Below are 11,897 nucleotides of genomic sequence, written 5' to 3' on the forward strand. Positions count from 1 at the left end.
GTGGTGGTTGCGGCGCGGCTGACTGCGGAAGGACAGGGATGCCGGGGTGCGGATGAGTGCCGTGAGCATCGTCCCCGGCTCGGCCAGGACACAGTGGACGGCCAGCCAGCGCGTAGGACGCGAGGCGCACGGTCTCGACAAGCAAGGAAGCACAGCGCGCTGAGCTGCGCAGGCTATGGGCCGTGGGAGGAACGGAACGCCTGGAGGAGATTGGTGTTCCGGAATGGGTTCCGAGTCAGTTTCCGGATCGCGCCAACAGCAGGAACCTGGTGGGCGATTCGGGGGATCCGCCCACCAGGCTCCTGCAGGCCGATGAAGCCAGCTACTCTGCCCGACCATGGAAGTGGAGGCAACGGCCGGCTCACATCACCAGGTGGTGATCATTCCGTCCGCCAGGTCATTCTTGATCGATTCAGGGGCGCGCTTAGCGGGATCGCCGAACCCGCCTCCACCGCCAGATTGGCAACGGATAATGTCACCGGCCTTCACACGCAGGGCATTGGCCTTGAGCAAAGTGACAGCATCCGCGGTGCCCGGATTGATCTCGACAATGGGTGCAGCGCCTGCTTCGCCTCCCTCAGCTCCCCAGGCAGGGGTGACGGATCGTTCCCACCAGAGTGACAGTTCAAGCTCTCCGAGCATTTCGTATTCACGGATGACGCCGTTGCCGCCGCGCCACTGGCCTCTGCCGCCAGAATCTGGTCGAATCCGGTACTCGCGGACACGTACCGGGTACAGAGTCTCGACAACTTCGACTGGCAAGTCGCGCAAGGATCCATTGACATTATTGATCAGCGCTGTCTCACCGTCGTCGCCTTCCCAAGCGCCCCATCCACCAACAGTGGCCTCCAGCGTGACGAAGGGCTGCTGTGTTCGTGGGTCGGTGCCTGTGAACTGCACGATCATCGAGTCACCATAGCTGGCTGCGGCAATCTGTTGTGGAATCACCGGAGCGAGTGCCTTGACGACGAGATCGATGAGCATGCCCAATGAGGAGTAGTAGTACTGGCATGCCGCCGGGTCTTGCGCTGCCAACAGGCTGCCGTCGCGGACATCAACGCTGAGCGGAGCGAACGAACCTCCGTTGAGCGAGACATCTGGTGACACGATGAGCTTGTAGCCGACGCGTGCCGCAGAGACTGCCTGCGCGCGACCACAGTTCACAGGACCTTCCGTCTGGTCAGCTGAGTCAGTCAAGTCGATCAGCATGGTGTCGCCATCGACAACTACACGCACTCCCACCTTGAGGGGAACATCAAGGTTGACGCCGTCGTTGTCCAGCCAGCCTTCTGCGTGGTACTCGCCATCCGGAATGGCGGCAATGCGCTCGCGCTCGAGCTCCTCCGTCTGGCGGAAGATCTCGTTGCGAGCTTCAGTGATCTCGGCATCGTTGTAACGCGAGTAGAGCTCCGCGAGGCGTTTGGCTCCCATGCGAGCACAGGCCACCTGCGCTCGCATGTCACCAAGGGTTTCATATGGGAAACGGACGTTGAGCGACATGAGGCGCATCATGTCGGGCACCTCGCTGCCCTTGTGCACGAGACGCACTGGAGGGAAGCGCAGACCGTCCTGGTAGATGTTGGTCGAGTCCATAGATCCGCCCGGATCCTTTGAGCCCATGTCTACCCAGTGGGCACGAGACACAGCAAAACCCTTGAGCGAACCATCGACGAAGATCGGAGCGTAGACGGTGCAGTCGTTCAGGTGCGTTCCGCCAATGTAGGAGTCATTGAGAACCCAGACATCACCTTCCTCCCAGCAGTCGGCACCCAGCAGGTTTTCGGGCTCTTCAGAGTTGATTGTGGGCACGCTGATCGGGCAGGGGTGCTGGGGATAAGTATCGAGGTCCCTGATGATGAGTGGACTTTAACCCCCGCTGATCTCAAGGACCTCGACAATGCCCCATCCTACGTGTTCCTGCTCGACATCTCTGGACCGTTGCAGTCGCTGCGATGTCCTCCTCGGCCTCCCCGGACTGCACCTGACCGACGTCGATGCCACCGACACTGCCGTCGTCCTCGACATCGAGGCCTGCGACTGGCTGACCGGCTGTCCCGGTTGCGGCGTCATCCCGACCGGCCACGGACGCGTCACTGTGACCCTGGTCGATGCTCCGTCCGCTGGCCGTCCTGCCCGCTTGCGGTGGCGCGAGCACCGCTGGATCTGCCGCGAGTCTGCCTGCCCGGTCGTGACGTTCCTCGAGCAGAACCCGCAGGTAGCCGCCCCGCGCGGCCTGCTGACAACCCGCGCGGTCCGGTGGGCGATCCGTCAGCTGCGGTATGAGAACGCCTCTATCCAGGGACTGGCCCGCCAGTTGGGCACGACGTGGAACACCCTGTGGTCCCAGATCCGGCCAGTGCTCAACACCGCCGCTGACGATCCGGCACGGTTCGACGGCGTCGAGGTTCTCGGCGTCGATGAGCACGTCTGGCACCACACCGATCCGCGCCGGCGCGGACCGAAAGAACTCACCGGCATGGTCGACCTCACCCGCCACCGGCACCGAACCGCGCGTCTGCTGGATCTCGTCCCGGGACGCTCAGGCACCGTGTACAAAGACTGGCTCACCGCACGCGGGCCTTCCTTCCGCCAGGGTGTGCGGGTCGCGACGCTGGACCCGTTCCAGGGATACAAGAACGCGATCGATGACCAACTCGACGACGCCACCTGTGTGCTCGATGCTTTTCACATCGTGAAGCTCGCCACCAGCGCTGTTGATGACGTTCGCCGTCGTATCCAGCAGCAGACACTCAGGCACCGGGGCCGGAAGGGCGATCCGCTCTACGGCATCCGCAACCTTCTACGGGCCGGACGCGAACGCCTCACCGACCGGCAGCGTACGAGACTCGAAGCGGCGTTCGCTGCGCACGAGGACCACATCAGTGTCGAAGTCGCCTACCAGTGCGCCCAGGACGTGCGTGACATGTTCCACCAGGACACTCACGCTCAAGGGCGCAGGCTGGCCACCCGCGTGATCGAGGCCTTGCCGACGTGCCCGATCCCAGAGATCGCCAGACTGGGCAGGACGCTGCGGAAATGGAAGACGACGATCCTGGCGTACTTCGACACCGACGGTGCCAGCAACGGTGGCACCGAGGCGGTCAACGGGCTCATCGAGCTGGGCAGGCGGATCGCTCGCGGATTCCACAACTTCGAGAACTACCGACTCCGCATGCTGCTCATCGCTGGCGGCCTGGACGCATCAACCCACACTCAACTCTGAAGAGCCCGTAAAGGGACAGACTGAGAACTGAGACGCGCTTCTTGCCCAGCCGTTCCACCAACGCACCCCAGAGAAGCGTTCCGGGAACCATGCCGAGGGCTACTGCGCCGAGCGCGGTGCCAACCTGTGCCATCGAGATCTTGAAGTCCTCGGCAAGGTACTGGCTGACGTAGATGAGCCCGACTTGTTCCCAGGCCTCAATGACGAAGGTGATGAACAGCACGACGCCGACGACAGCGTGTGCTCTCTGCAGGCGCATTTGAGTAAACGCATCGCCTACGGTCAGTACGGGTTGCTTGAGAACGTCATTTTTGGGATGTGTCATGCGCTTGTCCCTTGAACGGAAAGAACTGGGTTCCAACAGCGCCAGTGCTGCTGGAAACATCGACTATCAAAGCGTTTTGATGAATCTAAAGTGTGACTCCTGTCATGTCAAGGGTTTGCAGTCTGCGTTCTTGGGAGAAGATGATCCACTTGTTGACTGCAGTCAGCGCCTCACTGGATCCGCTGAGGCCCGAGGGATTGGGCGTGCCGGTGTCAGTCCGCAGGGGAAGATGCTCGGATCCTGACGCTTGGGCTGACCTTGATCGGAGAATCCGGAGGAGCCGACCCGGCAATTCGCTTGGTCAGCAGTTCCACTGCCGTTTCGGTGAGCTCCTCGTGAGCGAGGTCCAGAGACGTGATGGATGGGACGGATGCTATCGAGTGGGTGCTGTCAGTCAGCGCCGCAAGGGACAGATCATCAGGAATCTTTAGGCTGAGCTGTTCCGCTGCCTCGATGATCTGTATGCCGGAGTTCGAGGATGCAAACACAAGGCCAACCGGCCTGTTGTGCTGTTGCAGTACTTCCACCGCAAAACTTCGCGTTTCCTCTGGGGTAGCGCCCTCGCTGAGGAGTCGAATCTCCGGCGTCTGGCCGGTCGATCCACACCATTCGCTGTACACGCGCTCAGCTTCCCGGTTCCATTGGTTTCCTTCGGTTCCTGGCATCAGGATGACATGTCGTCTATCTGGGCTTGTCGCCTCGAAGATGTCCTTCAGTCCTGTCTCATAGTCGATTTCGACGGTCCAGGGCAGATCCGTTCGTGCAGGGTCACGGTCGGCGAGGACGAACGGGATTTCGGTGCGTTCAAGAAAGCGAATGGTCTCGTCGTTCTCGTATGGGTGAGCCACGACGCAGCCGTCCATCGGAGGGACTTCGTAGGTGTCATCATCGAGCGCCGGGATGTGGACGAGTCCAAGCCTGCGTCTGAGGGCGGCAGTAGCCGCCGAACCAATGAGTCGGTTGAAGGTTTCCGCAACGTCGGGTGTGCCGGCGACTGCGAACCTGGGGCGAAGGATCAATCCGATCATGCCTGAACGTCCCAGCCTCAAGTTCCGTGCGTGGGCATTTGGAACGTAGCCGAGCTCTCGAGAGGCCGCAAGAACTCGATCGCGAGTCTTCTTTGAGATTGGGCGAGCGCCGGAGAACGTATGAGAAACCGTAGACACTGACACCCCGGCGGCGGCCGCCACATCGCGGATCGTCACTGCAGAGGGGGTCCTGCTGCTCTTCGCTGCGTCAGCTTTATCGCCAGCGTGAGGCGGTGTGTCTGTATGTCGTTTCTTGGCTCGGCCGGTCATGTCTTCAAGACTAGCCGGGCAGTATCGAAGGCCGGCTTGTGGCAACCGAATCGCGCGGTGAAGCGCTCGCTGGGATCTGCCGCGGAGTTCTTCTGGCCTCTATTGATTCCCAACGGCAGCCCGCGGGGCACTCACCCTGGCTGGGTGAGTGCCCCGCGGAATCGATCCTGTTGCCTCAGGGTGCGAGCGCGCCGGACCGGTCATCGCTGTGCGCGTGACCGCTGCGGCGCAGCACGGCTGCCACCTCTCAGTAGGGTTCGATCTTGTGCTGCAGTCCCGTGATCTCCGGCAGGCTTCCCTCGCTCTGGACGTAGGCCGCCATCACCTGCTGTGCCAGCACCAGAGGGAGGTTGTCCCCGCCGGTGAAGCAGTAGCGGCGGATGTTGTGCCCCCTGTCCTTGCCTCCGTCCTCGCTGTCTTTGCGCTCGGGCGCACTGCACTCCGTCTGGAAGCTGTTTCCCTTGCGCCATGCCTGCGTGAAGACCCAGGGGGACCTCTCCTGCTGGACGATGAGGAAACAGTCGTGCGGGAGGCTCACGAGCAGGTCGTGGATCTGCCCGATGGACTTCAGCCGCCCCACCACCATGCCGATGGGAAGATTGCCGATCTTGTAGATCCAGGATTCGGCAGGCTCCGGATCCGCGACGGCGAGGATGGCGGTCAGCTCATCGATGAGCGAAGCCGCCAGGGTGATATCGGTTGTCGTTGACATTATGTCCTTCCGTACATCTTGTGAGGCCGCTGGAAAACTGTCGAAACCGGCCGGCCTCGGAAGCTGGTCTCACCAGGTGTGTGTGCGGCGACCATGCCCCAGCGGATCACCCCTGGAAAACGGCGAGAACAAGCGGAACGCGGCGGTTGAGGCAGCCGGAAAAGCGGTCTTGCGTGAGCAGCGTCACCCGCGCTACCATTATCTGAACAAATGGTCAGTAATTCTGATCAGCAGAGGAGCAATGATGCAAACCGCAGACCGCCCGGCACCCGCGGCCGTGCCCACTCACGACGGCCAGCCCGACCACACCGAGGCGCAGGCTGAGTTCGACGCCCAGATCGCCGCCGAAGGCCGCATCGAACCCCGCGACTGGATGCCCGAGGCCTACCGCAAGACCCTCATCCGGCAGATCGGCCAGCACGCCCACTCCGAGATCATCGGCATGCAGCCGGAGGGCAACTGGATCACCCGCGCGCCCAGCCTCAAGCGCAAGTCGATCCTCATGGCCAAGGTCCAGGACGAAGCCGGCCACGGCCTGTACCTCTACTCGGCCGCCGAGACCCTCGGCATCGACCGCTCGACGATGACCGAGCAGCTTATCGAGGGCACCGCCCGCTACTCCTCGATCTTCAACTACCCGACTCCCACCTGGGCGGACATGGGTGCGATCGGCTGGCTCGTCGACGGCGCCGCGATCTGCAACCAGGTGCCGCTGTGCCGCGCCTCCTACGGCCCGTATGCCCGAGCGATGGTGCGCATCTGCAAGGAGGAGTCCTTCCATCAGCGCCAGGGATTCGAGATCCTCTACGAACTCTCCCACGGCACCGAAGCGCAGAAGGCCATGGCTCAGGACGCCGTCAACCGCTGGTGGTGGCCTTCGCTCATGATGTTCGGCCCGCCGGATGCCGAATCGCCGAACTCGGCACAGTCGATGGCGTGGAAGATCAAGCGCTTCTCCAATGACGAGTTGCGCCAGCGCTTCGTCGACATGACCGTCCCCCAGGCCGAGCACCTCGGCCTCACCCTGCCGGACCCGGACCTCAAGTGGAACGAGGAGCGGGGGCACTACGACTTCGGCGAAATCGACTGGACGGAGTTCAAGGAAGTCCTCAAGGGCCGCGGCCCCTGCAACCACCTGCGGATCGCCAACCGCAAGTCCGCCCACGAGAACGGCGCCTGGGTCCGCGAAGCCGCCAGCGTCTACGCCGCCAAGCAGGCGCAGCGCGCCGCCGACGCCTACCAGGAGGCCAGCTGAGATGACGAACCCGACCACCGCCTCGGGCGCGGAGCAGAACGCCACCGGCACGCCGACCGGCGGCTGGCCGCTGTGGGAGGTCTTCATCCGCTCCAACCGCGGGCTCTCCCACGTCCACGCCGGCTCCCTGCACGCCGCCGATGCGCGCATGGCCCTGGCCAACGCGCGCGACCTCTACACCCGCCGCAGCGAAGGCGTGTCCCTGTGGGTCGTGCCAAGCGAGCAGATCACCGCCTCGGAACCGGACTCGAAGGACTCCTACTTCGAACCGGCTGCCGACAAGGTCTACCGCCACCCGACCTTCTACACCCGCGCCGAGGGGGTGCCGCACCTGTGAGCACCGAACCCCTCAACCCGCAGGCCGAGCCCGAGGCGCCGGCCACCGACGTTGCCGAGGCGCCCACTGCCGAGGCCGTCCCGGCGGCCACCGGCATGCCGACGGTCGGCGATGAGCTCGTCGTCGACCCGCTGCTGCCCGGCGCCGGGGTGCCGCTGACGGCCACCATCACGACCGTGCCGCGCGAGGACGTCGCCCGCTACGCCCTCGCCCTCGGCGACGACGCCCTCATCACCGCCCAGCGCCTCGGCGAGCTCGTCGCCAAGGGCCCGGAGCTCGAAGAGGACATTGCGCTGACGAACATCGCCCTCGACCAGCTCGGTGCGGCGCGCATGTTCCTGCAGTACGCCGGCCGCGGCCTCGGCAAGACTGAGGACGACCTCGCCTACTTCCGCGACGAAGCCGAGTTCCGCTCCTGCGGGCTCGTCGAGCAGCCCAACGGCGACTTCGGGCAGACGATCGCCAAGGTGCTGCTCACCAGCCTCTACCAGCAGCTGCTCTACCGCGGCCTGCTCGACTCCGCCGATGAGTTCCTCGCCGCCGTGGCCGCGAAGTCGCTCAAGGAGGTCGACTACCACGTCGAGCACGCGACCATGTGGACGCTGCGCCTGGGCGACGGCACCGAGGAGTCCCACCAACGCATGCAGGCCGGCATCGACGTGATGTGGCCGTACCTCGAGGAGCTCTTCGACGACAGCGGCTGGGCCGAGCTCGTCGAGACCGGTGTCGCCGTCAGCGCCGCCGGGCTGCGCGAGGAGTACCACGCCCGGCTTGCTGAGATCCTTCAGACCGCCACGCTCACCGCGCCCGAGGTGCCGCCGGCCCGCGGCCGGGGACGCTCCGGTCTGCACTCGCCGCACCTGGGCTACATCCTCGCCGAGATGCAGGTGCTTGCCCGCCAGCATCCCGGCGTCACCTGGTGAGGAGGACGCCTGTGATGACCGCCGAGACCCCCGCTCCGCCCATGGAGCCGGCCGAGATCGCCGAGGCGATCGTGCGTGCCGTGCGCGGCGTGTGCGATCCGGAGATCCCGGTGCTCACGATCGAGGACCTGGGGATCCTGCGCGCCGTCGAGGTCGTGCCCGCTGCCGAGGTGGCTGAAACCGCCGAGGCGAGCGTGCCTGGCGTCGACGACGGGCTGCACGCCCATGTCGTCATCACCCCGACCTACTCCGGCTGCCCGGCGATGGAGACGATCCGCGCCGACGTCCAGCGCGCCGGCCGCGATGCCGGTGCGGACAGCGTCGACGTCGAACTCGTGTTCTCTCCGGCCTGGACGACCGACTGGATGAGCGAAGAGGGCAAGGCCAAGCTGTCGGAGTACGGCATCGCCCCGCCCACCGGCAGGGCCGCCGCCGGCCCGGTCGGGCTGAGCCTGGCCGTCAAATGCCCGCTGTGCCACTCGCTCAACACCGCTGAACTCTCCCGCTTCGGCTCGACGTCGTGCAAAGCGCTCTACCGCTGCAACGACTGCCTCGAGCCCTTCGACTACTTCAAGGTGCACTGATGACCGCAGCCTCTGAAACCCAGCTCAAAGCCGCACCCGCCCCGGAGACGAAAGCACCGCCTCGGCAGCGGCTGCGCTTCCACCCGCTCAAGGTCAGCGGCATCCGTGAGCTGACCCAGACCGCAGTCGAGGTCAGCTTCGCCGTGCCCGAGGAGCTGAGCGAGGAGTTCTCCTATATCCCCGGCCAGCACATCGCGCTGCGCACGACGATCGACGGCACCGAGATCCGCCGCAGCTACTCGCTGTGCGCGCCCCCGGACGGGAAGACCCTGCGGATCGGCGTCAAGGAAGTCGCCGACGGCCTGTTCTCCGCCCATGTGCGCAACGACCTGGCGATCGGCGACACGATCGAGGTGATGAACCCGCAGGGCAGCTTCACCTCCCGGCTGACGAAGTCCGACACCGGCCGGATCGTCGCGATCGCTGCCGGCTCGGGCATCACCCCGGTGATGTCGCTGGCCGCCGCGGTGCTGCGCACCCATCCGGGCGTGCACTTCACCCTACTCTACGGCAACCGCACGAGCACCGACGTCATGTTCCTCGACGATCTCGCCGATCTCAAGGACGCCCATATGGGCCGCTTCGACGTTCACCACTTCCTCTCCGGGGAGGGCCGCAGCGCCGAGCTGTACTCCGGGCGCATCGACGAGGAGAAGCTCACCCGGCTGCTCGAACTCGTCATCCCGCCGGAGACCGTCGACGAATGGTTCCTGTGCGGGCCGCTGCCGCTCGTCGAGATGACCCGCACCCTGCTCGACTCCCACGGTGTCGAACGTTCCCGCATCCACTTCGAGCTCTTCACCACCGGCCGGGAAGGCGAGGGCAGATCAGGCCCGCGCAGACCGCGGAAGCCGGCTGCCGCCTCGGGCCCGGTGCACACCGTGACCTTCACCCTCGACGGGCGCACCGGCAAGGCGACCACCCCGCAGGACAGCCCGGACACGGTGCTCTCGACGGCGCTGTCGGCCCGGCCGGATGTGCCCTATGCCTGCGCCGGCGGCGTGTGCGGCACCTGCAAGGCCAAGCTCATCTGCGGCACCGTCGACATGGCCGACAACTATGCGCTCGAACCCGATGAGCTGGAGGCCGGCTATGTGCTCACCTGCCAGTCGGTGCCCACCAGCGACAGCGTCGAAGTCGACTACGACCAGTAAGAGCACCGGCGGCCGGAACCGGCGCCGCCGGCAGATCCCCGCAGGGCTGAAAGGAACCCGATGACGACCATCACCTCAACCCACTTCAACCCCGAGGACGCGGCGGGCGCGCCGGCTGCGGCGACCGGCCCGGTCGCTGAGATCGTGCTCGACGGCCCGGCCTCACGCAATGCGCTCGACGCCGAGGCCCTCGATGCGCTGCTCGACCACCTCGAAGCGCTGCTGCCGCTCATCGACGACGGCACCGTGCGGGCGCTCATCCTGCGCGGGGAGGGGAAGGTGTTCTGCTCCGGCCGCGACATCGACGGCGTCGACGTCGAAACCGATGACGCCTATGAGTTCCTCAACGGCGACTTCTGGCCGGTCTTCGACACCATCCGCTCACTCGAGATCCCCGTCATCGCCGTCGTCCAGGGCGCAGCCCTGGGCCTGGGCTACGGGCTCGCCGCAGCTGCCGATGTCATCTACGCTGCCGAGGATGCGAAGTTCGGCTCCCCGTTCGCGGCGATCGGCGCGATCCTCGACTCCGGGGCGCATGCGGTGTTCCTCGACCGGCTCGGCTACCACCGCACCATGGACCTCATCCTCACCGGCGACTTCATGACCGGCGCCGAGGCGGCAGCCACCGGGGTCGTCTCCCGTGCCGTCCCAGCCGGAGAGCTGCTCGACTTCGCCCGTGAGAAGGCGGCGAAGATGGCGGCCGGTCCGGCCGGGACGTTCGCGATGGAGAAGCACTTCACGCAGAACCTCGCCGATGAGCGCACCCGCCTGCCGCAGGTGTGGGACACCGAGGCGTTCATGCAGGAGCGGGCGCGCACGAGTGATGACTACCGCGAAGGGTTCCGCGCCTTCCAGGAGCGCCGCAAGCCGAACTTCGGCTGAGGGCTCAGGCTGTGCCGGCCGGCTGAGCCCAGTGGCCGGTACAGGATCTGCCGGCTCAGCTCACCGGCGCGGGCGCGGTGCCCTCACCCCACGGGCGGTCGCTGAGCGACTCGCGGCCGTGCGGGGTGTGCCAGCCGGAGGTGTCCGGACCGAGCGGCACGATGCCGGTCGGGTTCACCGACCTCTGCACGATGTAGTAGTGGTCCTTGATCTGCTGGAAGTCGACCGTGTCGCCGAAGCCGGGCATCTGGAACAGATCGCGGGCATAGGCCCACAGGTTCGGGAAGTCCCGCAGCTGCTGGCGGTTGCACTTGAAGTGCGAGTAGTACACGACGTCGAAGCGGGCGAGCGTGGTGAAGAGGCGGACATCGGCCTCGGTGATCGCTGCGCCCATGAGGAACCGCTGGTCCTGCAGGCGGGCTTCAAGCGTGTCGAGTGCGGAGAACAGCCGTTCGAAGGCCTCGTCATAGGCCTCCTGGGATCCTGCGAACCCGCACCGGTAGACGCCGTTGTTGACCTCGGTGAACACCCACTGCATGAGCTCGTCCATCTCCTCCCGCTGCGCCTCCGGGTACAGGTCGGGGGCGCCCTCGCGGTGGTGGGCGGTCCACTCGGTCGAGAAGTCGAGGGTCATCTGGTTGAAGTCGTTGGTGACGACCTTGCCGCTGTCGATCTCGACGATCGCCGGCACTGTGATGCCGCGCGGGTAGTCCGGGTAGCGGGCGAAGTAGGCCTGCTGCAGACGCTCGATGCCGAGAACCGGATCGACGCCGCCGGGATCGAGGTCGAAGGTCCACGAGCGTGCGTCATGGGTCGGCCCTGCCAAGGCGAGCGAGAGAGCGTCCTCGAGGCCGAGCAGCCGCCGGACGATGAGCGTGCGGTTGGCCCATGGGCAGGCGCGGGCTGCTGCCAGCCGGTAGCGGCCGGCCTCGACCGGCCACAGCTGCTGATCGGCGTGGGACTTCTCAGCCGTCTGCGGGTCAGCGACAATGCGGTCGTCGATGTAGTTCATGTCCCGGGTGAATGCCTTGCCCTTGGAGACATAGACGCCGGCAGTCGAATGCTCGGGATTCTCGTCGGGCTGGGTGCCGTCGTGATTGCGGGGGGTGTCCCTATGGTGGTTGTCAAGCAGCTGCAGAGATTCGGGGCTCGTATAGCGTGCCTGTTTTCATCATCGCGTACATGACGTTCAGTCGGCGACGCG

12 protein-coding genes are annotated in these 11,897 nt (G+C 65.4%); 7 read left to right on the forward strand and 5 right to left on the reverse strand.

The genetic code is table 11. The features are described 5' to 3' along the window. Positions 1-366: 366 nt before the first annotated feature. Positions 367-1,809 (reverse strand): hydantoinase B/oxoprolinase family protein, encoded by a 1,443-nt coding sequence (locus tag ACFFN1_RS02610; RefSeq protein ID WP_376838323.1) that lies wholly within the window; start codon positions 1,807-1,809, stop codon positions 367-369. Between the two features lie 88 nt (positions 1,810-1,897). Here ACFFN1_RS02610 and ACFFN1_RS02615 point away from each other — a divergent pair, with 88 nt between their 5' ends. Further along, entirely contained in the window at positions 1,898-3,223 is a 1,326-nt protein-coding gene (locus tag ACFFN1_RS02615; protein WP_376838326.1) for an ISL3 family transposase, read from the forward strand. Here the strand turns inward: ACFFN1_RS02615 and ACFFN1_RS02620 are convergent. The 3 genes from ACFFN1_RS02620 to ACFFN1_RS02630 form a co-directional block, all read right to left on the reverse strand. Next, entirely contained in the window at positions 3,180-3,548 is a 369-nt protein-coding gene (locus ACFFN1_RS02620) for an MFS transporter (protein ID WP_376838329.1), read from the reverse strand. The two genes, ACFFN1_RS02615 and ACFFN1_RS02620, sit on opposite strands and share 44 nt — an antisense overlap. Before the next feature lie 212 nt (positions 3,549-3,760). Further along, positions 3,761-4,753: a LacI family DNA-binding transcriptional regulator gene (locus tag ACFFN1_RS02625; RefSeq protein ID WP_376838331.1), complete on the reverse strand. Its 993-nt coding sequence runs from the start codon at positions 4,751-4,753 to the stop codon at positions 3,761-3,763. 340 nt (positions 4,754-5,093) lie between these two features. After that, the gene (locus tag ACFFN1_RS02630; protein WP_376838333.1) at positions 5,094-5,558 is read right to left on the reverse strand and encodes a hypothetical protein; all 465 of its coding nucleotides are present in this window, start codon (positions 5,556-5,558) and stop codon (positions 5,094-5,096) included. 241 nt (positions 5,559-5,799) lie between these two features. On the opposite strand from ACFFN1_RS02630, the gene paaA reads away from it, so the two are divergent. Genes paaA through ACFFN1_RS02660 form a run of 6 tightly spaced genes read left to right on the forward strand, consistent with a single transcriptional unit; the run spans position 5,800 to position 10,693 of the window. Next, entirely contained in the window at positions 5,800-6,813 is a 1,014-nt protein-coding gene (gene paaA, locus ACFFN1_RS02635) for a 1,2-phenylacetyl-CoA epoxidase subunit PaaA (RefSeq protein WP_376838335.1), read from the forward strand. A gap of 1 nt (position 6,814) precedes the next feature. After that, on the forward strand, positions 6,815-7,150 hold the full coding sequence (gene paaB / locus ACFFN1_RS02640) for a 1,2-phenylacetyl-CoA epoxidase subunit PaaB (RefSeq protein WP_376838337.1): 336 nt from the start codon (positions 6,815-6,817) through the stop codon (positions 7,148-7,150). Next, complete coding sequence (paaC, locus tag ACFFN1_RS02645; protein ID WP_376838339.1) at positions 7,147-8,073, forward strand: 1,2-phenylacetyl-CoA epoxidase subunit PaaC; 927 nt, start codon at positions 7,147-7,149, stop codon at positions 8,071-8,073. The genes paaB and paaC overlap by 4 nt, the downstream gene beginning before the upstream one ends. A 14-nt stretch (positions 8,074-8,087) precedes the next feature. Next, positions 8,088-8,657, forward strand: coding sequence for a 1,2-phenylacetyl-CoA epoxidase subunit PaaD (gene paaD, locus ACFFN1_RS02650; protein WP_376838342.1), 570 nt, complete (start codon positions 8,088-8,090; stop codon positions 8,655-8,657). After that, complete coding sequence (paaE, locus tag ACFFN1_RS02655) at positions 8,657-9,811, forward strand: 1,2-phenylacetyl-CoA epoxidase subunit PaaE (RefSeq protein WP_376838344.1); 1,155 nt, start codon at positions 8,657-8,659, stop codon at positions 9,809-9,811. Before paaD ends, paaE begins: the two co-directional genes overlap by 1 nt. Before the next feature lie 60 nt (positions 9,812-9,871). After that, complete coding sequence (locus ACFFN1_RS02660; RefSeq protein WP_376838346.1) at positions 9,872-10,693, forward strand: enoyl-CoA hydratase/isomerase family protein; 822 nt, start codon at positions 9,872-9,874, stop codon at positions 10,691-10,693. A 55-nt stretch (positions 10,694-10,748) separates the two neighbouring features. On the opposite strand, the gene ACFFN1_RS02665 is transcribed toward ACFFN1_RS02660, so the two are convergent. Continuing rightward, on the reverse strand, positions 10,749-11,705 hold the full coding sequence (locus ACFFN1_RS02665; protein WP_376838349.1) for a glutathione S-transferase family protein: 957 nt from the start codon (positions 11,703-11,705) through the stop codon (positions 10,749-10,751). Positions 11,706-11,897 lie beyond the last annotated feature (192 nt).

It is taken from the genome of Brevibacterium otitidis, from assembly GCF_042429315.1.
GTDB lineage: Bacteria > Actinomycetota > Actinomycetes > Actinomycetales > Brevibacteriaceae > Brevibacterium > Brevibacterium otitidis.

Bases quoted from the DNA above. Each gene is read 5' to 3' on its own strand.
- paaA (WP_376838335.1), top strand. From the start codon at position 5,800: ATGATGCAAACCGCAGACCGCCCGGCACCCGCGGCCGTGCCCACTCAC.
- ACFFN1_RS02615 (WP_376838326.1), top strand. From the start codon at position 1,898: ATGCCCCATCCTACGTGTTCCTGCTCGACATCTCTGGACCGTTGCAGT.
- paaE (WP_376838344.1), top strand. From the start codon at position 8,657: ATGACCGCAGCCTCTGAAACCCAGCTCAAAGCCGCACCCGCCCCGGAG.
- ACFFN1_RS02620 (WP_376838329.1), bottom strand. From the start codon at position 3,548: ATGACACATCCCAAAAATGACGTTCTCAAGCAACCCGTACTGACCGTA.
- paaD (WP_376838342.1), top strand. From the start codon at position 8,088: ATGACCGCCGAGACCCCCGCTCCGCCCATGGAGCCGGCCGAGATCGCC.
- ACFFN1_RS02660 (WP_376838346.1), top strand. From the start codon at position 9,872: ATGACGACCATCACCTCAACCCACTTCAACCCCGAGGACGCGGCGGGC.
- ACFFN1_RS02665 (WP_376838349.1), bottom strand. From the start codon at position 11,705: ATGAACTACATCGACGACCGCATTGTCGCTGACCCGCAGACGGCTGAG.
- paaB (WP_376838337.1), top strand. From the start codon at position 6,815: ATGACGAACCCGACCACCGCCTCGGGCGCGGAGCAGAACGCCACCGGC.
- ACFFN1_RS02630 (WP_376838333.1), bottom strand. From the start codon at position 5,558: ATGTCAACGACAACCGATATCACCCTGGCGGCTTCGCTCATCGATGAG.